Annotated in this window: 25 protein-coding genes and 1 riboswitch; of the genes, 9 read left to right on the plus strand and 16 right to left on the minus strand. The window is 72.6% G+C overall.

Translation table 11 applies throughout. The annotated features are described in order from the left end of the window. Positions 1 to 141: 141 nt before the first annotated feature. From CP967_RS30230 to CP967_RS30265, 8 genes are all read right to left on the minus strand, one after another. The gene (locus CP967_RS30230; RefSeq protein ID WP_150491010.1) at positions 142 to 1,344 is read right to left on the minus strand and encodes a globin domain-containing protein; all 1,203 of its coding nucleotides are present in this window, start codon (positions 1,342 to 1,344) and stop codon (positions 142 to 144) included. A 57-nt stretch (positions 1,345 to 1,401) separates the two neighbouring features. Further along, complete coding sequence (gene narI, locus CP967_RS30235) at positions 1,402 to 2,214, minus strand: respiratory nitrate reductase subunit gamma (protein ID WP_150491011.1); 813 nt, start codon at positions 2,212 to 2,214, stop codon at positions 1,402 to 1,404. Continuing rightward, positions 2,211 to 3,026, minus strand: a complete 816-nt coding sequence (gene narJ, locus CP967_RS30240) for a nitrate reductase molybdenum cofactor assembly chaperone (protein ID WP_150491012.1) — start codon at positions 3,024 to 3,026, stop codon at positions 2,211 to 2,213. Before narJ ends, narI begins: the two co-directional genes overlap by 4 nt. Further along, the gene (gene narH / locus CP967_RS30245; protein ID WP_150491013.1) at positions 3,023 to 4,567 is read right to left on the minus strand and encodes a nitrate reductase subunit beta; all 1,545 of its coding nucleotides are present in this window, start codon (positions 4,565 to 4,567) and stop codon (positions 3,023 to 3,025) included. The genes narJ and narH overlap by 4 nt, the downstream gene beginning before the upstream one ends. Continuing rightward, the gene (locus CP967_RS30250) at positions 4,567 to 8,289 is read right to left on the minus strand and encodes a nitrate reductase subunit alpha (protein ID WP_150491014.1); all 3,723 of its coding nucleotides are present in this window, start codon (positions 8,287 to 8,289) and stop codon (positions 4,567 to 4,569) included. Before CP967_RS30250 ends, narH begins: the two co-directional genes overlap by 1 nt. A gap of 264 nt (positions 8,290 to 8,553) precedes the next feature. Next, positions 8,554 to 9,024 (minus strand): C40 family peptidase, encoded by a 471-nt coding sequence (locus tag CP967_RS30255; protein WP_150491015.1) that lies wholly within the window; start codon positions 9,022 to 9,024, stop codon positions 8,554 to 8,556. 3 nt (positions 9,025 to 9,027) lie between these two features. Then, positions 9,028 to 9,195, minus strand: a riboswitch (cyclic di-AMP (ydaO/yuaA leader). Positions 9,196 to 9,560: 365 nt separating this feature from the next. Next, the gene (locus tag CP967_RS30260) at positions 9,561 to 9,869 is read right to left on the minus strand and encodes a hypothetical protein (protein WP_150491016.1); all 309 of its coding nucleotides are present in this window, start codon (positions 9,867 to 9,869) and stop codon (positions 9,561 to 9,563) included. A 7-nt stretch (positions 9,870 to 9,876) separates the two neighbouring features. Further along, a complete protein-coding gene (locus CP967_RS30265; RefSeq protein WP_150491017.1) occupies positions 9,877 to 10,512 on the minus strand; it encodes an ATP-dependent Clp protease proteolytic subunit in 636 nt (211 codons plus the stop codon). 80 nt (positions 10,513 to 10,592) lie between these two features. On the opposite strand from CP967_RS30265, the gene CP967_RS30270 reads away from it, so the two are divergent. The 8 genes from CP967_RS30270 (at position 10,593) to CP967_RS30305 (ending at position 17,980) form a co-directional block, all read left to right on the plus strand. Then, positions 10,593 to 10,877 carry a type II toxin-antitoxin system Phd/YefM family antitoxin gene (locus tag CP967_RS30270; RefSeq protein ID WP_150491018.1) on the plus strand — a complete coding sequence of 95 codons (285 nt, stop codon included), beginning with the start codon at positions 10,593 to 10,595 and terminating at the stop codon, positions 10,875 to 10,877. 743 nt (positions 10,878 to 11,620) lie between these two features. Then, positions 11,621 to 11,923, plus strand: a complete 303-nt coding sequence (locus CP967_RS30275; RefSeq protein ID WP_150491019.1) for an urease subunit gamma — start codon at positions 11,621 to 11,623, stop codon at positions 11,921 to 11,923. Between the two features lie 15 nt (positions 11,924 to 11,938). Next, positions 11,939 to 12,250 (plus strand): urease subunit beta, encoded by a 312-nt coding sequence (locus CP967_RS30280; RefSeq protein ID WP_150491020.1) that lies wholly within the window; start codon positions 11,939 to 11,941, stop codon positions 12,248 to 12,250. Next, positions 12,243 to 13,964, plus strand: coding sequence for an urease subunit alpha (locus tag CP967_RS30285; protein WP_150491021.1), 1,722 nt, complete (start codon positions 12,243 to 12,245; stop codon positions 13,962 to 13,964). Before CP967_RS30280 ends, CP967_RS30285 begins: the two co-directional genes overlap by 8 nt. Positions 13,965 to 13,981: 17 nt before the next feature. Next, complete coding sequence (locus CP967_RS30290) at positions 13,982 to 14,647, plus strand: urease accessory protein UreF (RefSeq protein ID WP_150491022.1); 666 nt, start codon at positions 13,982 to 13,984, stop codon at positions 14,645 to 14,647. Between the two features lie 33 nt (positions 14,648 to 14,680). Then, on the plus strand, positions 14,681 to 15,358 hold the full coding sequence (ureG, locus tag CP967_RS30295) for an urease accessory protein UreG (protein WP_150491023.1): 678 nt from the start codon (positions 14,681 to 14,683) through the stop codon (positions 15,356 to 15,358). Continuing rightward, positions 15,355 to 16,122 (plus strand): urease accessory protein UreD, encoded by a 768-nt coding sequence (locus CP967_RS30300; protein ID WP_150491024.1) that lies wholly within the window; start codon positions 15,355 to 15,357, stop codon positions 16,120 to 16,122. The genes ureG and CP967_RS30300 overlap by 4 nt, the downstream gene beginning before the upstream one ends. A gap of 295 nt (positions 16,123 to 16,417) precedes the next feature. Continuing rightward, positions 16,418 to 17,980: an alpha/beta hydrolase gene (locus CP967_RS30305; protein WP_150492115.1), complete on the plus strand. Its 1,563-nt coding sequence runs from the start codon at positions 16,418 to 16,420 to the stop codon at positions 17,978 to 17,980. A gap of 61 nt (positions 17,981 to 18,041) precedes the next feature. On the opposite strand, the gene CP967_RS30310 is transcribed toward CP967_RS30305, so the two are convergent. From CP967_RS30310 to CP967_RS30335, 7 genes are all read right to left on the minus strand, one after another. Beyond that, positions 18,042 to 19,073, minus strand: a complete 1,032-nt coding sequence (locus tag CP967_RS30310; RefSeq protein WP_150491025.1) for an NAD-dependent epimerase/dehydratase family protein — start codon at positions 19,071 to 19,073, stop codon at positions 18,042 to 18,044. Between the two features lie 85 nt (positions 19,074 to 19,158). After that, on the minus strand, positions 19,159 to 19,869 hold the full coding sequence (locus CP967_RS30315) for a lysophospholipid acyltransferase family protein (RefSeq protein ID WP_150491026.1): 711 nt from the start codon (positions 19,867 to 19,869) through the stop codon (positions 19,159 to 19,161). Positions 19,870 to 20,242: 373 nt separating this feature from the next. Next, positions 20,243 to 20,401 (minus strand): hypothetical protein, encoded by a 159-nt coding sequence (locus CP967_RS34175; RefSeq protein ID WP_167535460.1) that lies wholly within the window; start codon positions 20,399 to 20,401, stop codon positions 20,243 to 20,245. Between the two features lie 66 nt (positions 20,402 to 20,467). Next, positions 20,468 to 21,418, minus strand: a complete 951-nt coding sequence (locus tag CP967_RS30320; RefSeq protein ID WP_150491027.1) for a cytochrome c oxidase assembly protein — start codon at positions 21,416 to 21,418, stop codon at positions 20,468 to 20,470. A gap of 111 nt (positions 21,419 to 21,529) precedes the next feature. Beyond that, the gene (locus CP967_RS30325) at positions 21,530 to 22,555 is read right to left on the minus strand and encodes a 6-phosphofructokinase (protein ID WP_150491028.1); all 1,026 of its coding nucleotides are present in this window, start codon (positions 22,553 to 22,555) and stop codon (positions 21,530 to 21,532) included. 259 nt (positions 22,556 to 22,814) lie between these two features. Then, complete coding sequence (locus tag CP967_RS30330; RefSeq protein WP_150491029.1) at positions 22,815 to 23,543, minus strand: type 1 glutamine amidotransferase; 729 nt, start codon at positions 23,541 to 23,543, stop codon at positions 22,815 to 22,817. A gap of 31 nt (positions 23,544 to 23,574) precedes the next feature. Beyond that, positions 23,575 to 24,813: a MurT ligase domain-containing protein gene (locus CP967_RS30335; protein WP_150491030.1), complete on the minus strand. Its 1,239-nt coding sequence runs from the start codon at positions 24,811 to 24,813 to the stop codon at positions 23,575 to 23,577. 115 nt (positions 24,814 to 24,928) lie between these two features. On the opposite strand from CP967_RS30335, the gene def reads away from it, so the two are divergent. After that, positions 24,929 to 25,474, plus strand: coding sequence for a peptide deformylase (gene def, locus CP967_RS30340; protein ID WP_150491031.1), 546 nt, complete (start codon positions 24,929 to 24,931; stop codon positions 25,472 to 25,474). 67 nt (positions 25,475 to 25,541) lie between these two features. On the opposite strand, the gene CP967_RS30345 is transcribed toward def, so the two are convergent. Further along, positions 25,542 to 26,198 carry a TetR/AcrR family transcriptional regulator gene (locus tag CP967_RS30345; protein WP_150491032.1) on the minus strand — a complete coding sequence of 219 codons (657 nt, stop codon included), beginning with the start codon at positions 26,196 to 26,198 and terminating at the stop codon, positions 25,542 to 25,544. Positions 26,199 to 26,318: the final 120 nt, after the last annotated feature.

Below are 26,318 nucleotides of genomic sequence, written 5' to 3' on the forward strand. Positions count from 1 at the left end.
GTCCCGCCGCCACCGCCGACCGGCCGCTGTCCCGGGGCCGGGCGGGACCCGTGCCCGGGGCACGACGGAGCCCGGCCCCCGCGGGGCGGGGACCGGGCTCTGCGGGGGCCGGGCTCTGCGGCGGCCGGGCGGGGGGAGCGTCTACGCGGTGGCGTCCGCCAGCCAGAGGTCGGGGCCGAAGACCTCGTAGCGGATGTCGCGGGCCGGGACGCCGGCCGCGAGCAGCTGCTCCCGGACGCGGCGCATGAACGGGAGCGCGCCGCACAGGTAGACACGTGCGTCCCCGGGCAGTTCCAGACCGTCGAGGTCCATCCGGCCGGAGCGGGAACCGGGCTCGGCCTCCGCCCGCTCCTCGTACCAGAACGTGTACCGGGCATCGGCCAGTTCGTCGACGAGCCGGTGGGTGTCGGAGCGCAGCGCGTGCCGGTCGGGGGACCGGTCGGCGTGCAGGACGGTGACCCGCCGGGTGGAGGAGGTGGCCGCCAGATGCTCCAGCATGCCCACCATCGGGGTGCAGCCGATCCCGGCGGAGACGAGGACCACGGGCCTCTCGCTCCCGTCGAGCACCACGTCCCCGAAGGGGGCCGAGAGGGTGAGTTCGTGCCCCACGTGCACGGCGGTGTGCAGCAGGGTGGACACCTCGCCGTCCGGGGTGCCGCCTCCCGAGATCCGCTTGACCGTGATCCGCCGGGTCCCGTCCCCGGGAGCGGACGACAGGCTGTACTGCCGGAGCTGGTGGACGCCGTCGGGCATCCTCACCCGCACGCTGACGTACTGTCCGGCGCGCGCCTCGGGAGCGGGGAGCCCGTCCGCGGGGCGCAGCAGGAACGAGACGGTGTCGGAGGTCTCGTGGTGGCGTCCCACCACGGTCCACTGCCGCCAGGGATGCCCGGGGCGCACCTGGGCCTCCAGGCAGAGGCGGGACTCCTGGGCGATGAGGGCCCCGGCCATCAGCCAGTAGACCTCGTCCCAGGCGGCGGCGACCTCGGGGGTCACCACGTCGCCGAGTACGTCCGCGATGGCGCCGAAGAGGTACTTGTGCACGATCGCGTACTGGTCCTCGGTGACCCCGACCGCCACGTGCTTGTGGGCGATCCGCCCGAGCACGGCGTCCGGACGGGTCCCCGGCTCGGCGAGCAGGGTCCCCGCGAAGGCGGCTATGGAGCCGGCGAGCGCCCTGCGCTGGACACCGGCGGCCTGGTTGCCGCGGTTGAAGAGCCCGTCCAGCAGTCCGGGGTGCCCGGCGAACATCGTCGCGTAGAAGCGTGTGGCGATCTCGTCCAGCGCCCCGCCCACGGCAGGCAGGGTGGCCCGGATGACCGAGGCCGATTCCGTGGAAAGCATGGCACTCCCGAAAAGCGAGGATGAGGGCCGCTGCGATGCGCGGCCGGATCCGGTCTATCAGCCGGTGCGGCCGTGTCCGGCCCGTTCCCCGGGATCAGGGACCAAGGTCCCTGGTCCCGGGGACCTCCGGGGCCTCATGCCGCCCGGTGGCGGAGGACCGTACGGCCCCGTGCGGTACACCAGGTAGGGGCGGCGCAGATAACCGACGGGGGCGCTCCAGACGTGGACGAGCCGGGTGAAAGGCCAGAGGGCGAAGAGCAGGCAGGCGCTGAGGGCGTGCAGCTGGAAGAGCAGCGGGGCCCCGGCGACCGCCTCCGGCTGCGGCTGGAGCGTGAACAGCCCCCGGAACCACACGGAGACCGTCGAGCGGTAGTCGTACCCGCCGCCGGCGACGTTGTGCACCCCTGTGGCGGCGATCCCCAGCAGCACGGTCGCGGCGAGCAGCGGGAAGAGCAGCTTGTCGCTGCGGCTGGTGCCGGCGCGGACGCGCCGGGCCAGCAGACGGCGCGCGCAGAGCATGCCCAGCCCGGTGACCATGGCCAGCCCCGCTACCGTGCCGAGGCCCACCGCCGCGGTGTGGTAGGCGTGTTCACCGATGCCCACGGCCCGGGTCCAGGACGACGGCACGGCGAGGCCGACGACGTGCCCGCCGATCACCGCGAAGGCCCCGAGATGGAAGAGCGGGCCGCCCCAGCGGAGTCCGCGGTGCTCCAGCAGCTGGCTCGTGTGGCTCGTCCAGCCGAACTGGTCCCTGCGGTAACGCCAGACGTGCCCCGCCACGAAGACGGCCAGGCAGACGTAGGGGACGGCGACCCACAGCAGCAGGTCACCGCCGCCCACGGAGGAGGCCGGGGCCTGGGAGGTGTTCACCGGTGCGCCTCCGCACCGGCGGCGGGGCCCCGGGAGGGCGGCACGGGCCCGCCGGTCCGGCCCGGCGGGACGAGGGGCCCCGCCTGCCCCGGGGGCCCGGGGAGGTCCGCCGGACCGGGGGGCACGAAGGCGTCGGGCGGCGCGAAACCGCCCCCGTCGTACGTGTCACGGCCGACGTCCTCGACGGGCGGGCCCTCGGCGGCCAGCCGGGCCACGGCCTCCCGCTCCGCGGCGGTGGCCGGCGGCAGCAGGGCGAGCAGTGAGGCCATGAGGTGGCGGTAGGGCGAGCCGATGCCGTCCAGCGCGTGGTGGATGAGCTCCAGCCCGCGCCGGTGCCGCCGCAGCGGTGCCTCCCCGGTACGGGGACCGGCCAGCGCGGCGAACTCCAGGGCGACCGGCAGATGGTCGGGGAGCTCCCCGGCCGCGCACTCCCAGCCCGCCGCCCGGTAGGTCCTCGACAGGGTGAGAAGGGCCGCACCACGCCGCCGGGTGTCCCCGTGCAGGTAGTACGTCAGGTACAGGCTGCTGCTGCGCCGGAGGTCGAAGACCTCGACGTAGTGCGTCTCCAGCTCCTCTGCGGTCCGGCCCGCGAACCAGGTGGTGAACGTGCGCAGTTCCGCGGCGGCCCGGGACGGCGGAAGGGACCGCGCCGCGCCGGCCAGCGCCAGGCGCGCCGCGGTCAGTTCGGCGTCCGGGTACTGGAACAGCAGGGACAGCAGCCGCAGATGGCGGGCGCGTTCCGCGGCGGCCTCGGGGCCGGACGGCCGGCGCCGTGCGGCCGCCGGGCTGATCCGGGCCGGGTGAACGGTCATGCGGGACCTCCAGCAGGACGGTCGGGCGCCTGGTGGCGGCGCCGCGAGGTGGGCAGGCCGAGCATCACGGGACGGCCCCCGGGGCCGCCGCCGGAGGTCTCCACCGGGCAGCGGCTCTCCAGCGCTCCGAGCGCGGCGGCGTCCTCCCGGTGGGCGGCCGGGACGACATAGCGGTCGGCGTACCGGGCGACCGCCAGCAGCCGGTGCATGTCCTCGGCCAGGGCGGGGGTGAGACCCGCCGCCGCGAGGACGTCCGGATCACCCTCCCCGCCCAGCGTCCGGGCCCGCATATGGGTGCGCAGGGCGGTCAGCTTCATCAGCACCCCGGCGACCACGCCGGTGTCACCGGCGGCGAACAGGTTCGCCAGGTAGTCCAGCGGGATACGGAGCCGGGTCACCGCCGCGAACACGTGGTCCGGGTCCCCGGCGTCGCCGCCCGCCTCGCCCACGGCGTCCAGCACCGGCGACAGCGGGGGGATGTACCAGACCATGGGCAGGGTGCGGTACTCAGGGTGCAGCGGCAGCGCCACCCGGTACCGGCTGACCAGCGCGTACACCGGTGAGCGGCGGGCGGCGTCGAGCCAGTCCTCCGGGATGCCGCAGGCGCGGGCCGCGGCGCGGACCCCGGGGTCCGCGGGGTCCAGGAAGACGTCACGCTGCGCGTCCAGCAGGTCCTTCTCGTCCGGGACCGACGCCGCCTGTCCGACCCGGTCGGCGTCGTAGAGCAGAAGGCCGAGATACCGCAACCGTCCCACACAGGTCTCCGAACAGACGGTGGGCCGGCCGGCCTCCACCCGGGGGAAGCAGAACGTGCACTTCTCCGCCTTGCCGGTGGCGTGGTTGACGTAGACCTTCTTGTACGGGCAGGCGGTGACGCACATCCGCCAGCCGCGGCAGCGGTCCTGGTCCACCAGGACGATGCCGTCCTCGGCCCGCTTGTACATCGCCCCGGACGGGCAGGCCGACACACAGGCCGGGTTGAGGCAGTGCTCGCACAGACGCGGCAGATGGAACATGAACGTCTGCTCGAACTCGAAGCGGACCTTCTCCGCCAGCTCCCCGCCGAGATTGGGGTCTCCGCCCCCGTGCTCGGGCGCCCCGCCCAGCCCGTCCTCCCAGTTGGGCCCCCAGGTGATCGGGGCGGGCCGGCCGGTGAGGGCCGAGCGGGGCCGGGCGACCGGCACGTCCTGCCCGGCGGGCGCGGTGACCAGGCTGTCGTAGTCGTAGGTGACCGGCTCGTAGTAGTCGTCGATGGACGGCAGGTCGGGATTGGAGAACAGGGAGGCCAGCCGCTTCAGCCGGCCGCCCGAGCGCAGCACGAGGCGGCCGCGCCCGTCGAGCGTCCAGCCGCCCTTCCAGCGGTCCTGGTCCTCGTGGCGCCGGGGGTAGCCCTGCCCCGGCTTGGTCTCGACGTTGTTGAACCAGGCGTACTCCACACCCGTACGGTTGGTCCAGGTCTGTTTGCAGGTGACGGAGCAGGTGTGGCAGCCGATGCACTTGTCGAGGTTCATCACCATCGCCACCTGGGCCATGACGCGCATCAGTAGTCCACCTCCTGGGAGCGGCGACGGATGACGGTGACCTCGTCGCGCTGGTTGCCGGTGGGGCCGTAGTAGTTGAAGGCGTAGGTGAACTGGGCGTAACCGCCGATGAGATGGGACGGTTTCAGCAGCAGCCGGGTCAGCGCGTTGTGGGTGCCGCCCCGCCGGCCGCCGAGCTCGGCCTTCGGCACGTTCACCGTGCGGTCCTTGGCGTGGTACATGTACACCGTGCCCCCGGGCATCCGGTGGGTGACCACCGCACGGGCGACCACCACCCCGTTGCGGTTGTACGCCTCCACCCACTCGTTGTCCCGGACGCCGATCCGGTCCGCGTCCGCCGTGCTCATCCAGATGACCGGCCCGCCGCGCGACAGGGCCAGCATGTGGGCGTTGTCCTGGTACCCGGAGTGGATGGACCACTTGGAGTGCGGAGTGAGGTAGCGGACCGTCACCTCGGCCCGCCCCGCCTCGTGGAGGCGCTCGTCGCCGTAGTGCCGGGCGGTGTTCAGCGGCGGCCTGAACACCGGCAGCTGCTCACCGAGTTCGGCCATCCAGTCGTGGTCGACGAAGAAGTGCTGACGGCCGGTGAGGGTGTGCCAGGGCTTGCGGTGCTCGACGTTGACGACGAACGGCGAGTAGCGCCGGCCGCCCGTCTCGCTGCCCGACCACTCGTAGGACGTGATGACCTGGCGCGGCTGCACACGGGTGTCGGCGAAGCTGATCCGCTCGCCCGCCCGCTCGGCGGAGAGGTGCGCGAGCCGGGTGCCGGTCCGCCGCTCCAGCGCCTCGAAACCCGCCGTGGCCAGGCGGCCGTTGGTGGTGCCGGACAGGGCGAGGATCGCCTCGCACATGTCCGTGGCCGTGGCCAGCGACGGGCGTCCGTCCGCCGCGCCCCCGCGCACCGTGCCGTTGGTGTGCCGCAGCCGCTCCAGCTCCTCGTCCGGGTGGACCGTCACCCCCTTGGTGGTGGTGCCGAGACGGTCGAGCAGCGGTCCGACGGCGCGCATCCGGTCGGCCACCGCCGGGTAGTCCCGCTCCACCGCCACCAGCCGGGGCATGGTCCGGCCCGGGACCGGTTCGCACTGCCCGGCCTTCCAGTCGAGCACCACCCCGCCGGGCTGGGCGAGTTCGTCGGGCGTGTCGTGCTGGAGGGGAACGGCGAGCACATCGGTACACGTACCGAGATGCTCCTCGGCCAGCTCGCTGAAACGGTCGGCGACGGCCAGGAAGGTGTCGTAGTCGGTCCTCGCCTGCCAGGGCGGCGGGATCGCCGGGGTGAAGGCGTGGACGAAGGGGTGCATGTCCGTGCTGGACAGGTCGTCCTTCTCGTACCAGGTGGCGGCCGGCAGCACCACGTCGGAGAACAGCCCCGTGGACGTCATCCGGAAGTCCGAGGTGACCAGCAGGTCCAGCTTTCCTTCAGGCGCCTCGTCCCGCCAGACGACCTCCTCGGGACGCCCTTCGGGGGGTGTCTCCTCGGAGCGTACGGAGGCGTCGGCACCCAGCAGATGGCGCAGGAAGTACTCGTTGCCCTTGCCGGACGAGCCCAGCAGATTGGCCCGCCACACGGTGAGGACCCGGGGGAAGTTCGCCGGGTCGTCCGGGTCCTCGGCAGCGAACCTCAGCCTGCCGGAGGTGAGTTCGTCCACCACGTGCTCCTCGACGCTCCGCCCCGCGGCCGCCGCCTCGTCGGCGAGATCCAGCGGGTTGCGGCCGAAGCCGGGATGCCCCGGGGTCCAGCCCATCCGGACCGCCTGCGCCAGCGCGTCCGCCGCGCTCCGCCCGCGGAAGCGGCCCTCGCCCAGCGGGGAGGCCAGCTCGTCCGGGCCGAAGGCCTCGTAACGCCACTGGCCGGTGTTCAGGTACCAGTAGGAGGTGGCCGCCATGTGCCGGGTGGGCCGCTGCCAGTCGAAGGCGAACGCCAGGTGCTGCAGACCGGTGACCGGACGGACCTTCTCCTGGCCGACGTAGTGGGCCCAGCCGCCGCCGTTGACACCCTGGCAGCCGGTCATCGTGGTGAGCGCCAGGAACGCCCGGTAGATCGTGTCGGAGTGGAACCAGTGGTTGGTCCCCGCCCCCATGGCGATCATCGACCGGCCCTCGGTGCGCTCCGCGTTCCGGGCGAACTCCCGGGCGATCCTGGCGGCCTGCGCGGCCGGCACCGAGGTGATGGCCTCCTGCCAGGCGGGGGTGTTCGGCTGGGACGCGTCGTCGTAGGAGGACGGCCAGCTGCCCGGGAGCCCGGCCCGGTGCACCCCGTACTGGGCCAGCATCAGATCGAAGACCGTCGTGACCGTGCGCCCGGCGATCCGGCGCACCGGCACCCCGCGCACCATCACCGAACCCCCCTCGGTCGGGCCCTCGTCGAAGCGCGGCAGCGCCACCGCCACCGTGTCCCCGTCCCCCTCCAACAGGCTCAGCACCGGCTCCACGTCACCGAGTCCGAGGTTCCAGCGGCCTTCGCCCTCCTCGCCCCAGCGGAACCCGAGGGAGCCGCCGGGGACCACCGGCTCCCCGCTCGCACCGTCCAGGAGCACGGTCTTGAACCGCGCGTTCTCACCCGTGTCACCGAGGTCCGCCGCGGTGAGGAAACGATCCGGCACCAGGGACGCGTCCTCGCCGCCGCGCCCGGGCCCCTCCCCGGACCGCTCCCGGAGCGTCACCAGGAACGGGGCGTCGGTGAAGCGGCGCAGATAGTTCTCGAAGTACGGGGTGGAGCGGTCGACCAGGAACTCCCGCAGGACGACATGGCCCATCGCCATCGCCAGTGCCCCGTCGGTCCCGGGGTGGGGAGCCATCCACTCGTCGGCGTGCTTGACGTTGTCGGCGTAGTCCGGGCTCACCGCGACGACCTTGGTGCCGTTGTAGCGGGCCTCGGTGAGGAAATGCGCGTCCGGGGTGCGGGTGACGGGGATGTTGGACCCCCACATGATCAGATAACCCGCGTTCCACCAGTCCGCGGCCTCCGGCACGTCCGTCTGGTCGCCGAACACCTGCGGAGAGGCCACGGGCAGATCGGCGTACCAGTCGTAGAAGGACAGCACCGTGCCGCCGATCAGCGAGAGGAACCGGGTTCCGGCCGCGTACGAGGCCATCGACATCGCGGGGATCGGGGAGAACCCGGCCACCCGGTCCGGCCCGAAGGCCTTGACGGTGTGCACATGGGCCGCGGCGATCAGCTCGGACACCTCGTCCCAGCCGGCCCGCACCAGCCCGCCCTTGCCCCGGGCCCGCTTGTAGGCACGTGCCCTGGCGGGGTCCCCGGTGATCTCGGCCCACGCCGCGACCGGGTCCCCCAGCCGCCGGCGGGCCTCCCGCCAGAGCTTCAGCAGCGCCCCTCGCACATAGGGGTACCGGACGCGGCCGGGGGAGTAGGTGTACCAGGAGAACGAGGCGCCGCGCGGGCAGCCCCGGGGCTCGTACCCGGGGCAGTCCGGGCCGGTCGAGGGGTAGTCGGTCGCCTGGTGCTCCCAGGTGATGAACCCGTCCTTGACGTAGACCATCCAGGAGCAGGAACCCGTGCAGTTGACCCCGTGCGTGGAGCGCACCACCGTGTCATGGGCGTAGCGGTCGCGGTAGAACCCCTCCCACGCCGGATCACCCTTCTCGAAGACGGCGCGCCCGTCCGCGGACACCTCACGGCGTGTCAGCAGCCGTCGCCCTGCGAGGACCCATGCCTGTTCACCGCGGACATCCGCGGCACCGGTGTCTTCGTCGTCCATGCACAGCACGCTAGGGCGGCCGCACACCCCGGCCCCGGGGCGGAACGGCCCCCGGGCCCTACCGTCCGGCCCCCGGACCCGGGCGCTTCCCGGGACCAGTGGTACCCGCACCGGGGCCGGCCGGCCCGGCCGGGGGCGTGGGACGGGCCGCGGGCGGCGGCCTAAGACCCCCCGGGCCCCCGGACGGTCCCGCCTGCCGCGGACCGTCCGGGGGCCCGGAGGCCGGGACGGTACGCGGCGGCGCGGCGGTGCCCGGCCGGTGCCTCAGCGGACCCTTCCGTACAGGACCTTGCTCGTCCAGATCTTCTCCAGACGGACCACGGTCCCCGTCTTCGGCGCATGCCAGATCTTGCCCGAGCCCGCGTAGATCCCCACGTGGTAGACACCGCTACCGGAATGAAAGAAGACCAGGTCACCGCGTTGCCGCTGTGACCTGGTGATGTGGCGTGTCTTGTTGTACTGCTGCTGGGCGGTGCGTGGGAGTTTCTTGCCGGCCTTCTTGTACGAATAGAGGGTCAGGCCCGAGCAGTCGAACCGGTGGGGGCCCGTGGCCCCCCATCTGTAGGGAGAACCCTTCTTCGAGGCGGCGACCTTGAGCGCCTTCGTCGAATGGGCCGCCGCTTCGGCCTCGTTCACCATGCCGGGGGCCAGCATGGTCGTACCGACGGCGAAAGTGAGGGCCGAAGCGGTACCGACCCGGGCGAACAGAGACGGGACATGAACCTGCGCAGTCATGCGCAACCCTTCGTCAGCCGCCTGTGAAGGATGACCTGTCGGGTTCGGGCTGGCGAAGTTGCCCGGCCGCACACGGCGGCTTCACCCCAAGGACCGTCCGGACATCCGGCCGGCCCGTTCTGCTCGGGTCCTCCACTCCTGCCGATCCACTCGTGTCGACCAGTCGTCCGGTGCGGCGGCAGGACTCGGCGTCCGCCCGGACCGCCCCGCCGCGGTGGCGGGGGCTTGTCGTCCCAGGGATCTTTACGCACAGTCCGCCGGATTTCCGAGCGGTGACATCCTGTTGTGAGAGTGGTCACGAATGATCCGTTCGGGTGGCCGGGCCCGGCCGGCGGGCCGCGCGACGACGGCCGACCAGCCCCGTACCAGCGGCGGAACCCGTTGTTCCGCTCAGCACCCGCGCGTGATGCGCAAGTTGGCCCGTCCCTCGTGCGGGGGGACCGTCTACGCCGAACGAGCGAGCAAAACCGATCAGCTCGTCGGGCGTGTCGTGACGGGTGCCGGAAGGCGGAGGACACGGCGGAACCGGGCGGGGGTCAGCCCGCTTCACCGGGCGGCAGCGTGATCCGGCCCGCACGCCGCTCCCCGTCCAGCACCCGCAGGGCACGGGTGAGCGTGGCGGAATGGATGCGGCTCTCGCCCCGTTCGTGCATGAGCGTGAGCGCCTCCCGCAGGGCGACGGCATGGGAGGCCAGCGCCTGGGCCGCCCGGAGTGCGCCGTAGGTGTCGCTGCCGCGAGCCGGGTTGATCCGGCCGAGCTGATCGAGCACCTCCAGGTAGCGGTCGACGAACTCGGCCTCGGCGCGGGTCAGGGCGGGCAGCGGCGGGAGCCGGGGGGAGAGCATCGGCGCATCACCTCGCGGGGTGCGGCGGCCGGGACGGGACGCGGCTCTCGACGACGTGGTCCACCAGGCCGTACGCCTGGGCGGCACGGGCGTCGAAGACGGTGTCCCGCTCGATCCCCGCGTCGATCTCCTCGGGGGAGCGGCCCGTGTACCGGGCCAGCATCCCCGTGAGGACCTCACGCCGGCGCGTCAACTCGCGCGCCTCGATCCCGAGGTCGGAGGGCCGGCCCCACACCGGCTCCTCCAGGGAGGGCTGCCGGATGACCACCCGGGCGCCGGGCAGCACATGCCGGCGCCCCGGCGTCCCCGCCGCGAGCAGTACGGCCGCACCCGCCCCGGCCTGGCCGAGGCAGAAGGTCTCCACGTCGCAGGAGAGGTACCGCATGGTGTCGTGGACGGCCGTCATCGCGTCGAAGGAGCCGCCGGCCGAGTTGATGTACAGCGAGACGGGCCGGCCGGGATCGGCGTGCTCCAGATACATGAACTGCGCGATCAGGTCGGTGGCCGCGGTCCCGTCCACCGGGGTGCCGAGGAAGACGATCCGCTCGGACAGCAGTTTCGACCAGGGGTCCAGGGTCCGGGTCCCGGTCGCGGTGCGTTCGGTGAACTCGGGCAGTACGTAGCGGGCGGCGGGACTGGACACGGCGATGCCTCTCCTCGGACCACAGCGGATGCTCCGTACGTACAAAATGTACAGGACGTACAGGAGGTTAAGATGGGAGCATGGCCTACGAGATTCCGGTGACGCAAGCCAGGGCAGAGCTCGCCGAACTGATCAACCGCGTCGTCTACGGAGGTGAACGCGTGGTCGTGACACGGCACGGGAAGCCTCTGGTGGCTCTGGTGTCCGCCGCTGACCTGCGGCGACTGGAGGACGAGGAGACGGCGGCCGAGGAGCAGGTGATCAGCTCGGTGTCCCTGCTGGGCTCGGTCGCGTCCGCTCCGGGCGAACAAGGCCGCTTCGGCCTCGCCGCCGAGCACCGCAGCCCTCACGACCGGGACCACTGACGGGACGGGGGGCCGGCCGGGCCTTTCGCGGAGCCATGACCGCGCCGTATACGACGCGCTCCGGCCGCGGTGCGGGCGGGCCGGCCCCGTCGCCGTACCGGTGGACCTCGGAGGCGCCCTCCCGCGCCCCGAAGGCGTGCCGCAGCCGGCCGGCGGCGGGTGCGGTGCCGGCCGGTCCCCGTCGGCAGGCCGTGCGGCGCGCGCCGCCGCCCACTCCCGGCGTGCTGCTCGGCCGGGTCCTGCGAAGGGTGTCCACCGGGAGGACCCACGGCCCGGAGCGGCGCACCCGCACGGCACTGGTCGCCGCTCCGGGTACGGGCCGGGACGGTGCGCGAGGACTGTCCGGCCGGGACCCTGGCGGAGGTACACGCCGGCGCGAGGGCCGACCGGACGGATCCGGCCGGCGCCTGCCGGGCGGCCGGTCCGACGGGCGCCGCCGCCCCGCGGACGCCGCCGCCCGCACCATGACCGCCGCCGCCCGCGGATTCGTCGCCCAGGAGGCGCTGTCCGGCGGGGCCGGGCCCGGCGCCCCGGGGAACGGGCTGCGCGGCCTGATGTCCACGGGGTCGCGCGAGCTCAGTTAACGTGCCCGAAAAACTTCCTAACGCGCCGGAAAAACTTCCGCCCTAACGTGCGTCATCCGGTCGCGGAATCCTCTTCATCGTTCAACGGACCGTTGGAGGCGGGTGGGGTCCCGCCATGCCCGGAGCCGGTACCGGACGGACGACGAAGAGGGTGGAAGCGTGCAACTGACTCCGCACGAACAGGAACGCCTGCTCATCCACGTGGCGGCCGACGTCGCCGGGAAGCGCAGGGCACGCGGGCTGAGGCTCAATCACCCCGAGGCCGTCGCCCTGATCACCTCGCACCTGCTCGAAGGCGCCCGGGACGGCCGCACCGTCGCCGAACTGATGGTCTCAGGGCGCACCGTGCTCACCCGTGCCGACGTCATGGAGGGCGTTCCCGAGATGATCCACGACGTCCAGGTCGAGGCGACCTTCCCCGACGGCACCAAGCTGGTCACCGTCCACGAGCCGATCGTCTGACGGGGGAGAGCGCCGATGATTCCCGGAGAGATCCTGTACGCGGACGCCCCGGTACCGCTCAACGAGGGACGCCCCGTCACCCGCCTCACCGTCCTCAACGCCGCCGACCGGCCCGTCCAGGTCGGCTCCCACTACCACTTCGCCGAGGCCAACCCCGGCCTCGACTTCGACCGTGCCGCCGCCCGCGGACTGCGGCTGGACATCGCGGCGGGCACCGCCGTCCGCTTCGAACCGGGCATCCCGGTCGACGTCGCACTCGTCCCGCTCGCGGGCCTGCGCACCGTCCCCGGCCTGCGCGGCGAGACCGGAGGCCCCCTCGATGCCTGAACTCCCCCGCCCCGTGTACGCGGACCTGTTCGGGCCCACCACCGGTGACCGCGTACGCCTGGCCGACACCGGACTGCTCGTCGAGATCGAGGAGGACCGCTGCGGCGGCCCCGGCCGGGCCGGTGACGAGGCCGTGTTCGGTGGGGGCAAGGTGATCCGCGAGTCGATGGGCCAGGCACGCACCACCCGGGCGGAAGGCGCGCCCGACACCGTGATCACCGGAGCCGTCGTCATCGACCACTGGGGTGTCGTCAAGGCCGACATCGGGATCCGGGACGGCCGGATCACCGGCATCGGCAAGGCCGGGAACCCCGACACGATGGACGGGGTCCACCCGGACCTGGTGATCGGGCCGGAGACCGAGATCATCGCCGGCAACGGCAAGTTCCTCACCGCCGGCGCCATCGACGCGCACGTCCACTTCATCACGCCCGCCCTGGTCCACCAGGCCCTGGCGTCGGGCATCACCACACTCGTCGGCGGCGGCACCGGGCCCTCGGAAGGCACCAAGGCCACCACGGTGACCCCCGGGCCCTGGCACCTCGCCCGGATGTTCCGGGCACTGGACGACAGCCCGGTCAACATCGGTCTGCTCGGCAAGGGCAGCACCATGTCCCGCGACGCCCTGTACTCCCAGCTGCGCGGCGGAGCGCTGGGGTTCAAGATCCACGAGGACTGGGGCGCCACCCCCGCGGTGATCGACGCCTGCCTCGGGGTCTGCGAGGAGACCGGCGCCCAGCTCGCGATCCACACGGACACGCTCAACGAGGCCGGATTCGTCGCCGACACGCTGGCCGCCGTCGCCGGGCGCACCATCCACGCCTACCACACCGAAGGGGCGGGCGGCGGGCACGCCCCCGACATCATCGGTGTGGTCTCGCAGCCGCACGTGCTGCCGAGCTCCACCAACCCGACCCGGCCGCACACCGTCAACACCGTCGAGGAACACCTCGACATGCTGATGGTCTGCCACCACCTGAACCCGGCCGTCCCCGAGGACCTGGCGTTCGCCGAGTCACGGATCAGACCCACCACCATCGCCGCCGAGGACATCCTCCACGACCTGGGCGCCATCTCGATCATCTCCTCCGACTCCCAGGCGATGGGGCGCATAGGCGAGGTCGTCCTGCGCACCTGGCAGACCGCCCATGTGATGAAGCGGCGCCGCGGCTCCCTGCCCGGCGACACCCGGGCGGACAACCACCGGGTCCGCCGCTATGTCGCCAAATACACCATCAACCCGGCCGTGGCCCAGGGGCTGGACAGGGAGATCGGCTCGGTCGAACCGGGAAAGCTGGCCGACCTCGTGCTGTGGGACCCGGCCTTCTTCGGCGTCAAACCGCAGACCGTGATCAAGGGCGGCCAGATCGCCTACGCGCAGATGGGCGACGCCAACGCGTCGATCCCCACCCCGCAGCCCGTGATGCCCCGTCCGATGTTCGGCGCCGTCGGCCGGGCACCGGCCGCCAACTCCGTCAACTTCACCTCCGAGGCCGCCCTGGAGGACGGGCTGCCCGAACGCCTCGGCCTGGGAAAGGAGTTCGTACCCATCACCGGCACCCGGGGCGTCACCAAGGCCGACATGCGGGAGAACGACGCGCTGCCCCGGGTCGAGGTCGACCCCGACAGCTTCGCCGTCACCATCGACGGTGAGCCGGTCGAACCCGCTCCCGCGGCCGAACTGCCCATGGCCCAGCGCTACTTCCTCTTCTGAGAAGGGGGAGCGAACCCATGACGACCCGAGCCGCACTGCTCGTCCTGGCCGACGGCCGGTTCCCCGCCGGCGGCCACGCCCACTCCGGCGGCGCCGAGCCGGCCGTCGAGGCGGGACGTATCCGCGACGCGCAGGACCTGGCCGGCTTCTGCCTGGGCCGCCTGAACACCACCGGCCTCACCTCGGCGGCCCTGGCCGCGGCGGCGGCCCACGGCCTCGACCCGCTCGCCCTCGACGAGGCCGCCGACGCCCGGACCCCCTCGCCGGCGCTGCGGGCCGTCGCCCGCAGGCTCGGCCGGCAGCTGATGCGCGCGGCCCGGGCCACCTGGCCCGGCCCCGGACTGGACGCGCTCGCCGCCGCCCGGCCCCGGGGCGCCCACCAGCCGGTCGTCCTCGGCCTCACCGCGCGCGCGGCCGGCCTCGGCCCGCAGGACGCCGCACACTGCGCGGCGTACGAGGTGGTCAGCGGCCCCGCCACCGCGGCGGTCCGGCTGCTCTCCCTGGACCCCTTCGAGGCCGCCGCCGTCCTCGCCCGGCTGGCCCCCGAGCTCGACCGGGTCGCCGCCGAGGCGGCCGCCGCGGCACGGCAGGGCATCGACGCGCTGCCCGCCTCCTCGGCCCCCCTGCTCGACATCACCGCCGAGGCCCACGCGGCCTGGCCCGTACGCCTGTTCGCGTCCTGAGCGCCACCACCGCCCACCCCCGGAGCCGCACCCGTGCATCTCGACCACACCCCTCACGCCCCCGCCGCCGTCAGCGCCGACGCCCGGCGCCCCGACGGAACCCGGCGCGCCCTGCGGATCGGCCTCGGCGGACCGGTCGGCTCCGGCAAGACCGCCACCGTCGCCGCCCTCTGCCGGGCCCTGCGCGACCGGCTGTCCATCGCCGTCGTCACCAACGACATCTACACCCGGGAGGACGCCGCGTTCCTGCTCCGCAACGCCGTCCTGCCACCGGAACGCATCCAGGCCGTGGAGACCGGCGCCTGCCCCCACACCGCCATCCGCGACGACATCTCCGCCAACCTCGAAGCCGTCGAGGATCTGGAGGACGCGGTGGGCCCGCTCGACCTCATCCTGGTCGAGTCCGGCGGCGACAACCTCACCGCGACCTTCTCCAAGGGGCTCGTCGACGCACAGGTCTTCGTGATCGACGTCGCCGGCGGCGACGACATCCCCCGCAAGGGCGGCCCCGGTGTCACCACCGCGGACCTCCTCGTCGTCAACAAGACCGACCTCGCCCCCTACGTCGGATCCGACCTGGACCGGATGGCCCGCGACGCCGCCGCCCAGCGCGGCGCACTCCCCGTCGTCTTCACCTCGCTGACCTCCGCCGAAGGCGTCGCACCCGTCGCCGACTGGGTGCGCGGCCGGCTCGCCGACTGGACCGCATGAGCGTCCAGGCCACCGCCCGTATCACCGCGGCCTCCGGCCGCCACGGCACCACGGTGCTCCCCGTGCTGGAGAGCGGCGGACCGCTCGCCGTGCGCCGCACCCGGGCTGCCCGGCCGGATTGGGCCCGGGTCACCATGGTCGGTGCGATGAGCGCACCGCTGAACGGCGACCGTCTCGCCGTCGAGGTCCGCGCCGGGGCGGCGGCACGGCTGACGGTCGGCTCCGCCGCCGCCACCGTCGCCCTGCCGGGCCCCGGCCCCGGCGCGGACCCCGCCACGTACGACATCCTGCTGGAGGCGGGGGAGGGGGCCGAACTCCACTGGCTGCCGGAACAGACCGTCTCGGCCCACCGCAGCGTCCTCACGACGACCACCAGGGCCGAACTGGCCGCCACCGCGCGCCTGGTGCTGCGCGAGGAACAGATCCTCGGCCGGTACGGCGAACCCGCCGGCACCCTCACCGGCCGGCTGACCGTCCGCCGCGCGGGCAGACCACTGCTCGACCAACAGCTGGCCTACGGGCCGGGGGCGCCCGGCGGATGGGACGCGGGAGCGGTCCTCGGCGGCCACAGCGCCGTAGGCCAGCTGCTGGTCGTCGACCCGGACTTCGAGGCCGGCCCGCCGGAACCGGCCCTCCTCGGGCCCACCGCGGCCCTCACCCCGCTGGCCGGCCCCGCGGTCCTGGTCACCGCGCTGGCCGCCGACGCGCGGCTGCTCCGCGAACTGCTGGACGAGGCCCTGGAGAGACTGACCGGCCACCGGTGACAGCGGCGAAGCCCCGCTGCGGACAAGCCGCCCCGGCACACCGCCCCGGGCGGGCCTCCCAGTACAAGGGCCTCCCGGCACAAGGGCCTTCCGTGCAAGTCCTCTTGACGGGTCCTCACCGCAGGGAGGTCCGCTCAGCGGGACAGGGCGCACCGGTTATTGGTTCGGTAAAGAACACGTGTGCGCCCTGTTCCCGGGAACCCCATGGACGGAAAGATCCTCTGACGCACGGACAACGAAGCCGCCGCACAGCGGCGCGCACGCAGGGGGAGGTTCCATCGTGAGACGCACAGTGATGCTCGGCTCGGCCGGCACTCTGATCGCGGGCACCCTGATAGCGGGGGCGATAGCCGCACCGACCGCCGTCGCCGACGGCGGTCACCACGCGGGCCCGGAGGCGCGCGGGGTACAGATCGCCGCCGCCAGGGCCGCGAAGGCCGGGATCGACTGGAACGAGTGCCCGGCCGACTGGGGGCTCGCCGCCCCCATCCAGTGCGGCTGGGTGACCGTACCGCTCGACTACGCACGGCCCGACGGCAAGAAGATCAAGCTCGCCGTCGACCGGCACGTCAGCACCGGCACGGAGCAGGAGCGCCAAGGGGCACTCGTCTACAACCCCGGGGGCCCCGGCGGTTCCGGGATGGCGTTCCCCCGGCGCATCGTCACCAAGAACCCGCTCTGGGCGAACACCGCGAAGGCATACGACTTCGTCGGCTTCGACCCGCGCGGGGTCGGCCACTCCGCGCCGATCTCCTGTGCCGACCCCCAGGAGTACGTCAAGGCGCCCAAGGCCGACCCGGTCCCCGACAGCGAGGCCGACAAGCGGGCCCAGCGCAAACTGGCCGCCGAGTACGCCGACGGCTGTGCCGAGCGCAGCGGTGACATGCTGCCGCACATGACGACCCCGAACACCGCCCGGGACCTCGACGTGATCCGTGCGGCGCTGGGCGAGAAGAAGCTCAACTTCCTCGGCGTCTCCTACGGCACCTACCTGGGCGCGGTCTACGGCACGCTCTTCCCCTCCCACGTGCGCCGCATGGTCGTCGACAGCGTCGTCAACCCGGACAGGGACAACATCTGGTACCAGGCGAACCTCAACCAGGACATCGCCTTCCAGACCCGCTGGGACGACTGGAAGGCATGGGTCGCGAAGAACGACTCCACCTACCACATCGGTGACACCCCGGAGAAGGTCGAGCAGGCCTGGCTGACCCTGCGCGCCGCCGCCAAGAAGAATCCCCTCGGCGGCGTCGTCGGGCCCGCCGAACTCATCGGCTTCTTCCAGAGCGCGCCGTACTACGACTCCGCCTGGGCGTCCGTCGCCCGGACCTGGAGCGCCTACCGGGCCGGCGACACCCAGGCGCTGATCGACGCCGCCGCCCCCGACCTGTCGGACACCGCGGGGAACGCCTCCTCCGAGAACAGCAACGCCGTCTACACCGCGGTCGAGTGCGCGGACGCCAAGTGGCCCACCAGCTGGCGGAAGTGGGACAGGGACAACACCCGCCTGCACCGGTCCTACCCCTTCATGACCTGGGCGAACGCCTGGATGAACCTCCCCTGTGCCACCTGGTCGGCGAAGCAGCAAACGCCCCTGGAGGTCAGGACGGGCAAGGGGCTGCCCCCGGTCCTGATCGTGCAGTCCACGCGGGACGCGGCGACCCCGTACGAGGGCGCCGTAGAACTGCACAAGCGGTTCAAGGGCTCGCGCCTCATCACCGAGAAGGACGCCGGGTCGCACGGGGTGACCGGGCTGGTCAACCCCTGCGTCAACGAGCGGGTGGACACCTACCTCCTCACCGGGAAGACCGACCGGAGCGATGTGACGTGCGCCCCGCACGCCACCCCGAAGCCGTGAGCACCGCCTGATCCTCGGGTGCGGGCGGGCCGGGCTTCGCCCGCCCGCACCCCGGGGGTTCTCAGCGGACGCGTATCCCGTCGTACCGCTCCAGCCAGGCGTCCTCCGCGGGATAGTCGAACAGCCCCGGGCCGTAGTTCCGCAGCATCTTGGGGAAACCCTCCCTCCAGTCCCGGTCACGGAGCTCCGAGGCGAGCCACTCCACCGTCGCCGGAAGGGAGTCCGCGTATGCGGTCACCGGCCGGTAACCCAGCTCACGTTTTGCCGCGGTCATGTCGAGGACGACAGGATGCGCGAGTGTCCACGGCGTCTCCCCGACACCGCCCTCCGGCGGGCCGTCCATCAGCACCGTCTCCGTCTCCACCCCCAGCACCCCGTCGATCAGGGCTGCGATCCCTGCGACCGTCGGCGCTTCGGGATCACCGGCGTTGAGCACCCGGGCCCCCGGATGCAGTGCGGCCAGCCGGATCAGCTCGGCGACGTTGGACACATGGACCGGATGGAACCTGCTCCTCCCGCCGAACGCCAGCACCCGCCTCCGTCGCCCGTCCAGCACCCGCTTGACGAAGTACAGCTCACGCGGTGTGCGGCAGTACTCCCCGTGGACCGCGCCCGCCCGCAGCAGCGTGACCGGGAGGCTGTCACCGGCCGCGAGCAGCTCCCGCTCCAGCAGCACCTTCCGCGTCGCGTACGTCGACCCGCCCGGCGCCACCGTGCGCTGCGACTCCGGGACCGGGTCCGGGTAGCGCGGCGCGCCGTCCGGCTCCTCCTGGGTGTCGAAACCCCGCCCCCGGTCGTCCTCGTACACCGCGGCGCTGGAGATCACGACCACCGAACCCGCCCGCCCGGCCAGCCCGGTCAGCTGCGCGGCGTGCTCACCGCCGAACGCCACCATGTCGACCAGGACGTCGCAGCCGTCGCCGATCACGGAGGCCAGGGCCCCGTCCTCGTCGCGGTCCAGCGCCACCGTCCGTACGTCTCCCTGCCATGTCCGGTCCCGGCCGCCTCCGCGCGACGCCGCCGTCACGTCCCAGCCGTCCCCGGCCAGCGCCCGCACCGCGGCCCGGCCGATCTGCCCGGTGGCACCCAGCACACATACCCGTCCTCTGCTCATGTCTGAACGCTAGGACGCCCGGGGGCCGGAAACCAGGAAGATCTGCCGCCGGCAGATTCCGCGCTCAGCTGTGCGGACGCGGGAACTTCCTGGACTGTTCGGCCTGCGCCGCCTTCACATCGGCCGCGTAGGCGTCCACGTACTCCTGGCCGGACAGGCCGAGGATCGCGTACATGATCTCGTCGGTGACCGCGCGGATCGCCGCCTTCTGGTCCTCCATGCCGGCATAGCGCGAGAAGTCCAGCGGCTCCCCGAAGCGGATCGTGACCCGTCTGATCCGGGGGACGACCTTCCCCGGAGGCTGGATCTCGAAGGTGCCGACCATGGCGCACGGAACCACCGGCACCCCCGCCTTGACCGCCATGACCGCGACCCCGACCTTGCCCTTGTACAGACGCCCGTCGTGCGAGCGGGTGCCCTCGGGATAGATGCCGAGCAGCTCCCCCTTCCTCAGCACCCCCAGCCCCTCACGGATCGCCGCCTGCCCGGCGTCCCGCCCCGACCGGTCGACCGGGATCTGCCCGATGCTGTGGAAGAAGGCGGCGGTCAGCTTGCCCTTGATGCCGGGCCCGGTGAAGTACTCGGCCTTCGCGAGGAACGTGATGCGGCGCTTCAGCATGGCCGGCATCAGGAAGTGGTCGGAGAACGACAGATGGTTCCCCGCGACGATGGCGGCCCCCTCGTCCGGAATGTGTTCGAGCCCCTCGATGCGGGGCCGGAACGCCAACCGGAGCAAAGGCCCCAGAATGACATGTTTCAGGATGTGATAGAACACGGTCGCTCCCTCGCTCTGCCGGATCGGGCTGAGGGTCGCGTATGTGACGGGACATCGGGAAACCTGAGCGTTCTCGCCCCCACCGCTCCTCCACCTCGGCGCCCGATCGTAGCCCGCCGTCCGCGTCCGCCGAAGCGGCACGGCGCTCCACCCCGGTGCCGGGGCGGCCGCGAGGGCAGCGGAGGAGGCCCGGGCCGCCGGGTCCCGGAGGGCGGACGGTGAGGACCGCGGACGACGTCCGCCCCGCGGCGCGGTCCCCGCGGGGCGTGCCGTGCCGGGGCCCGAGCCCCCGGGCCGGGAGCCGCAGGGCCCGGGATCCGCCGGGGGCGGGCCCCGGCCGCGGTGTGCCCGCCCCGCCCGGAAACCGCCCGGCTCAGGTGTCCCGGGCGCCCAGCATCCCCAGGGTGGCCAGCCCCAGCACGATCCAGGCGAACCAGAGCCAGCCGTTGCTCCCCAGCGCCACCGTGTACGCGGTCACCACCACCAGCGCCCCGACGGTGAGCACTCCCATGGTCTTCGTGGATCCGGGCATGAGCGCACGCTCCTCACCGGCCGCACGGCCGTCCTGCCCATGGTCACCCCGACGGGGCCCCCGCCGCTACTGTCCGCGGGCCTGCAAAGAGGCGAGGTACGCGTTGTAGGCGTTCAGCTCCTTGTCGCCGTCCCGGTCGGCCGCACGGTCCGAGCGCCTGGCCGTCCGCTGCTCGGAGCGGTACCACTGGAAGACCAGCGCGATCAGCACCAGCACGGACGGGATCTCGCTGAACGCCCAGGCGATACCGCCCGCAGCGGACTGGTCACCCAGCGCGTCGATACCCAGTGAGGCCGGAGGGTTGCTGTAGGCGTCCACCATCGGCTGGCTCGCCATCATCAGGGCGATACCGAAGAACGCGTGGAAGGGCATGCCCGCGAAGAGCTCCAGCATCCGCATCACGTAACCGGGCCGGTGCGGCCCCGGGTCGACGCCCATGATCGGCCAGAAGAACACCAGGCCCACCGCGAGGAAGTGCACCATCATCGCGATGTGGCCCGCCGTCGAGCCCATCAGGAAGTCGAACAGAGGGGTGAAGTACAGCCCGTACAGGCTCGCGATGAACAGCGGGATCGTGAAGACCGGATGCGTGATGATCCGCATGTAGTGGCTGTGCAGCAGCATCAGCAGCAGCTCGCGGGGGCCCTTGCGGCCCCGGCCGGCGACCGGCAGCGCCCGCAGCGCCAGGGTGACCGGCGCACCCAGCAGCAGCAGGATCGGCGACAGCATGCTGATGACCATGTGCTGCACCATGTGCACGCTGAACATGACCATGCCGTAGTTGTTGAGGCCGGTGCACATCACCAGGGCGACGCTCAGCACGCCCACCACGAACAGGACGGTCCGGTGGACCGGCCAGGCGTCGCCCCTCCTGCGCAGCCGTGCCACCGCGTACCCGTACAGGACGAGCGCGGCGACACAGCCGGTCAGGAAGAACGGGTCCGCGGAGAATTCGAGCCCACGCCCCAGCGTGAACGGCGGCAGATCCATGGTCGCGCCGTGTCCACTGTGGTCCATCTGTTCACTCCCGCCGGGGACGTCCCCGATTCGTGCCGGTTGTCCGGACCAGAGTAGAACCGCCCCCGGACGCGGACGCGGCCGGGGGCAGGGGAGCGGGGACCGTGTCGGTCAGAGCACGCACTGGGCCTCGGCGTAGCGCTCGGCCGGGACCGTCTTCAGGGTCTCGACCGCCGCGCCCAGCGGCACCATCGTGATGTCCGTACCGCGCAGCGCCGTCAGCATGCCGAACTCACCGCGGTGCGCCGCCTCCACCGCGTGCCATCCGAACCGGGTGGCCAGCACCCGGTCGTACGCGGTCGGGGTGCCGCCGCGCTGGACGTGGCCCAGGATCACCGGCCGGGCCTCCTTGCCCAGGCGGTGCTCCAGCTCACCGGAGAGCTGTGTGGCCACACCGGCGAACCGCTCGTGGCCGTAGACGTCCGTGGTGCCCTGGGCGAACTCCATCGTGCCCTCACGCGGCTTGGCGCCCTCCGCGACGACCACGATCGCGAACTTCTTGCCGTCCGAGAAACGCTGTCCCACGAGCGCGGTCAGCTCGTCGATGTCGAAGGGCCGCTCGGGTACGACGATCGCGTGCGCGCCGGCCGCCATGCCCGAGTGCAGGGCGATCCAGCCGGTGTGGCGGCCCATGACCTCGACGATCAGCACCCGCTGGTGCGACTCCGCCGTCGTCTTCAGCCGGTCCAGGGCCTCCGTGGCGACCCCGACGGCCGTGTCGAAGCCGAAGGTGACGTCGGTCGAGGCGATATCGTTGTCGATCGTCTTGGGGACACCCACGATGGGCAGACCCGCCTCGGAGAGCAGATGGGCCGCCTTCAGCGTGCCCTCGCCGCCGATCGGGATGATCGCGTCCAGACCCAGGTCGGCGACATGGCCCTTCGCCCGCTCCACCCCGTCACGCAGATGCGCCGGCTGGACCCGGGAAGAGCCGAGGATGGTGCCGCCGCGGGCGAGGATGCCGCCCACCGCGTCGAGGTCCAGTTTGCGGTAGTCGCACTCGAGGAGGCCCTTCCAGCCGTCGTGGAAGCCGATGACCTCGTCGCCGTGGTCGACCACCGCGCGGTGCACGACGGAACGGATGACGGCGTTGAGGCCGGGGCAGTCGCCGCCGGAGGTGAGTACACCAATTCGCATTGCCCGGGAAACCTTTGCAACGTGGGCCGACGACCGGACCACGTCGTCCGGTTGGATCCCGCCACCCTACCGGCGCAAGGTGTACCTGCCGAACCAGCCGTCCGACTGCTGGACGTCCACCAGCCGTCCACGGAACCCCGCGCGGACGGACAGCCCGTCAGGAGGGCGTGCCCGCAAGGGCTCCGGACTCCCCTTTCGTCCGGAGCCCCGGGAGAGTGCGACGGCCGGTGGACGTACCGGGCGGAAAGGACCGCCCGCGTCAGGCGGGCTGGGTCGCCGACGCGATCCGCTCGGCCCGCAGCGCCTCGTACCAGCGGTCGTCGCAGGGCGGCAGCGCGTTCACGTCGAGGGCCAGCTTCAGCAGGTGGTCGGCGATCAGCGGGTTGCGCGCCAGCACCGGACCGTGCATGTAGGTGCCGAACACCGTGTCGCTGTACGCGCCCTCGGTACCGTCCCCGGTGCCGTTGCCCCGGCCGATCCGGGTCCGGGCGAAGGGCTTGGCCGCCGGGCCGAGGTGGGTGACGCCCTGGTGGTTCTCGAACCCGGTCAGCGGCGGCAGCCCGAGCGCCGGGTCGATGTCCCCGAGCACGTCACCGACGCACCGGGCGCCCTCGCCGCGGGTGGAGACGACGTCGAGCAGCCCGAGACCGGGCTCGCGTTCACCGAGGTCGTTGACGAACTCGTGGCCGAGGATCTGGTAGCCCGCGCAGACCGAGAAGATGATCGCCCCGTTGGACGCGGCCCGGTGCAGCCCGCCGTCCCGGCGCAGCCGCTCCGCGGCCAGCCGCTGGGGCCGGTCCTCACCGCCCCCGATCAGGTAGATGTCACCCGAGGTCGGGATGGCCTGGTCGCTGCGTACGTCGACGCGGTGCACGTCCAGGCCGCGCTGACGGGCCCGGCGCTCCACCACGAGCGCGTTGCCCTGGTCGCCGTAGGTGCTGAGGAGGTCGGGGTAGACCCACACCAGCCGCAGGCCGTTGTTGCTCATGCTTCGTCCTCTCATGTAGCCGGCGCGGGGGTCAGTTGCCGACACGGCGGCGCAGATCCTGGAAGGCGGTGTAATTGGCGATGACCTCGATGCGGCCCGGCGGAGCCATCTGGACGGCCTCGTCCAGCGTCTCGCAGACACGGAAGTCCAGTCCGGCGACCTCCAGGCGGACCGCCAGGTCCAGCTTGCGGTCACCGAGCACGAAGATCGGGTGGCCCTGGAGCTGGGGGTAGTCCACATCCCACAGCCAGGAGGTGTCCGTGCCGTCGGCGCCCCGGGCGTTGACGGACAGGATCACCGGGGTGGGCGGCGGGTCGATCAGGGAGAACGTCTCCAGCCAGCCGGCGGGGTTCTTCGCCAGCAGGAGCCGTAGCTCGCGGTTCAGATAGGTGATCACGTCGTAGCGGCCGGCCACGGCCTGCACCTGGTACATCCGCTCCAGGGCGACCTGCGGCGGCACCCCGAAGACCGCGGCGACGGCCGCCGAGCTGGTGGCGTTCGCCTTGTTGGCGCGGCCCGGCAGCTGGAGGTGGATCGGCCACGCGGAACCGTGCGGGTCCAGGACGTAGTCACCGTTGAGCGCCCAGCTCGGCGCGGGGCGGCGGAAACCGCACTGACCGCAGAACCAGTCGTCACCGGGGCGCTGCATCACACCGCCGCAGGACGGGCAGGACCAGGCGTCGTCCTTCCACGCCTGCCCCGCGGCGACCCACACCACATTGGGCGAGGAGGACGCGGCCCAGACGACCAGCGGGTCGTCGGCGTTGGCCACGATCACGGCCTTCGAGCCGGACAGGCCCTCGCGCCACGTCTCGGCCAGCATCCGGGTCTCCGCGGCGCGGTCCAGCTGGTCGCGGGAGAGGTTCAGCAGGGCGATCACCTTCGGCGTGGTGTCACGCGCCACACCGGCCAGGTACTTCTCGTCGACCTCGATCACGCCGTACTGCGCGTCCGAGCCGCCCGCCAGGGCGGAGGTGATCCCCGCCGGCATGTTGGCGCCCAGCGCGTTCGACACGACGGGCCCCGCGGCCCCCAGGGCCTCCGCGATCAGCCGTGTGGTGGTCGTCTTGCCGTTCGTCGCGGACACCAGGACCACGTCCAGGTGCTGTGCCAGCCGCCCCAGCAGGTCGGGGTCGAGCTTGAGCGCCACCCGGCCGCCGATCACCGATCCGCTGCCGCGCCCCGCAGCGCGCGACACCGCCGCCGCGGCCTTGCCCGCCGTCACGGCGAGCTTGGCCCGCGGCGACAACGGCTCCGTGTTGCCTGCCATCGTCCTAGATCCTCCTTGCGTGAGTCCGCGTCCCAGCCTATCGATGTCCAGCACCGCGACCGCACCACGGCACCACGGCGAACGCGGAGGTCACATGGAACGTACGCTGCTCCCCATGCGAAAACGCCCGATCCCCGGCAGTTCCGGGCTGGTCCGTCCGCTGAGTCTGTTCAGGGACCCGGTGCTGCACGGCCCGTGCGACGAGGTCACCGATTTCGGCCCGTCCCTCGCCGGACTTGTCGAGGACATGTTCGCCACGATGTACGCGGCGAACGGCGTCGGGCTCGCCGCCAACCAGATCGGCGTCCCGCTCCGGGTCTTCGTCTACGACTGTCCGGACGACGAGGAACGCAGGCATCTCGGCCACATCGTCAATCCGGTGCTGGTGGAGGCGGACGGCATCACCGTACGCGGTCCCGAGGGGTGCCTGTCGCTGCCGGGCCTCGAAGCGGGCACCCCGCGCTTCGACCACGCGGTGGTCGAGGGTGTGACGGCGGCGGGCGAGCCGCTGCGGGTCACCGGCACCGGCTGGTTCGCCCGCTGCCTCCAGCACGAGTGCGACCACCTGGAGGGCATGGTCTACCCGGACCGGCTGACCGGACTGCGTCACCGGCGGGTGATGCGCGCGGCCCGGCGTGCGCCCTGGGCCCGAGAGGGCTGACGCGGGGGCGACGGGCCCCTCGGGAGGCAGCCGGGGAGGGGCCCGGCGGGCCCCGGGCCGTGCGGTCTCAGAAGGCCGGGCCGTCCGGCAGGTCGCCCGCCTCGGCCAGCCGGCCCCAGAGCAGGTCCGCCAGGCTGCGGACCAACTGCTCGCGCGAGCACGGGCGGTCGCCCAGCCACCAGTCGCCGGCCGCGTGCATCATGCCGACGATGCCGTGGCCCCAGATGCGGGCCGTCCGGTCGCCCTCCGGGCCCAGGTCGACACGTTCGGCGATCACCTTGCCGAGTTCCTCGCCCAGCCTGCGCAGCAGCGGTGCCGAATGGCGGCCGACGTCGAAGCCCTGCTCGGAGGAGGCCGCCGCGTCGTCGGACGGGTGCATCAGGAAGCGGTAGACCTGGGGCCGGGCCTCGATCGCCGCCAGGTAGGTGTCCAGCGTCGCCTCGACGCGCTCGCGCCGCCGGGCCGGCGCGTCCAGCGCGGCCCGCAGCGCGCTCAGCAGCGCGTCGGTGTGGCGCTTGGCGAGCGCGCGGTACAGGCCGCCCTTGTCACCGAAGTGCCGGTAGAGGATCGGTTTGGTGATCCCGGCCTCGGCCGCGATCGCGTTCATCGACGCCTGCGGTCCGTCCCTGAGCACCACCCGGTCCGCGGCCTCCAGCAGTTCCCGGCGCCGCTGCTCGGCCGCCGTCCGCTGCCTCTCGGCACCTCGTGTGGTCTCGGTGTCCATGCCCTGTCTCCCCGCCCCGGCCGGCTGCACTGCGATCTCCTGACGTCCGGGAAACGTAACACCCTGTGGTGGGCGGCGCGGATCCGCAGCTGACCGGTTGACAGAGGCTACTTGCTGGTA

It is taken from the genome of Streptomyces nitrosporeus (assembly GCF_008704555.1).
GTDB classification, from domain to species: domain Bacteria; phylum Actinomycetota; class Actinomycetes; order Streptomycetales; family Streptomycetaceae; genus Streptomyces; species Streptomyces nitrosporeus.

What these genes read in the sequence shown, in the direction of transcription:
- CP967_RS30230 (WP_150491010.1), bottom strand. Translation starts at nt 1,344, where the DNA reads ATGCTTTCCACGGAATCGGCCTCGGTCATCCGGGCCACCCTGCCTGCC.
- narJ (WP_150491012.1), bottom strand. Translation starts at nt 3,026, where the DNA reads ATGACCGTTCACCCGGCCCGGATCAGCCCGGCGGCCGCACGGCGCCGG.
- narH (WP_150491013.1), bottom strand. Translation starts at nt 4,567, where the DNA reads ATGCGCGTCATGGCCCAGGTGGCGATGGTGATGAACCTCGACAAGTGC.
- CP967_RS30250 (WP_150491014.1), bottom strand. Translation starts at nt 8,289, where the DNA reads ATGGACGACGAAGACACCGGTGCCGCGGATGTCCGCGGTGAACAGGCA.
- CP967_RS30255 (WP_150491015.1), bottom strand. Translation starts at nt 9,024, where the DNA reads ATGACTGCGCAGGTTCATGTCCCGTCTCTGTTCGCCCGGGTCGGTACC.
- CP967_RS30260 (WP_150491016.1), bottom strand. Translation starts at nt 9,869, where the DNA reads ATGCTCTCCCCCCGGCTCCCGCCGCTGCCCGCCCTGACCCGCGCCGAG.
- CP967_RS30270 (WP_150491018.1), top strand. Translation starts at nt 10,593, where the DNA reads ATGGCCTACGAGATTCCGGTGACGCAAGCCAGGGCAGAGCTCGCCGAA.
- CP967_RS30280 (WP_150491020.1), top strand. Translation starts at nt 11,939, where the DNA reads ATGATTCCCGGAGAGATCCTGTACGCGGACGCCCCGGTACCGCTCAAC.
- CP967_RS30285 (WP_150491021.1), top strand. Translation starts at nt 12,243, where the DNA reads ATGCCTGAACTCCCCCGCCCCGTGTACGCGGACCTGTTCGGGCCCACC.
- CP967_RS30290 (WP_150491022.1), top strand. Translation starts at nt 13,982, where the DNA reads ATGACGACCCGAGCCGCACTGCTCGTCCTGGCCGACGGCCGGTTCCCC.
- CP967_RS30300 (WP_150491024.1), top strand. Translation starts at nt 15,355, where the DNA reads ATGAGCGTCCAGGCCACCGCCCGTATCACCGCGGCCTCCGGCCGCCAC.
- CP967_RS30305 (WP_150492115.1), top strand. Translation starts at nt 16,418, where the DNA reads ATGCTCGGCTCGGCCGGCACTCTGATCGCGGGCACCCTGATAGCGGGG.
- CP967_RS34175 (WP_167535460.1), bottom strand. Translation starts at nt 20,401, where the DNA reads ATGCCCGGATCCACGAAGACCATGGGAGTGCTCACCGTCGGGGCGCTG.
- CP967_RS30320 (WP_150491027.1), bottom strand. Translation starts at nt 21,418, where the DNA reads ATGGACCACAGTGGACACGGCGCGACCATGGATCTGCCGCCGTTCACG.
- CP967_RS30325 (WP_150491028.1), bottom strand. Translation starts at nt 22,555, where the DNA reads ATGCGAATTGGTGTACTCACCTCCGGCGGCGACTGCCCCGGCCTCAAC.
- CP967_RS30330 (WP_150491029.1), bottom strand. Translation starts at nt 23,543, where the DNA reads ATGAGCAACAACGGCCTGCGGCTGGTGTGGGTCTACCCCGACCTCCTC.
- CP967_RS30335 (WP_150491030.1), bottom strand. Translation starts at nt 24,813, where the DNA reads ATGGCAGGCAACACGGAGCCGTTGTCGCCGCGGGCCAAGCTCGCCGTG.
- def (WP_150491031.1), top strand. Translation starts at nt 24,929, where the DNA reads ATGCGAAAACGCCCGATCCCCGGCAGTTCCGGGCTGGTCCGTCCGCTG.
- CP967_RS30345 (WP_150491032.1), bottom strand. Translation starts at nt 26,198, where the DNA reads ATGGACACCGAGACCACACGAGGTGCCGAGAGGCAGCGGACGGCGGCC.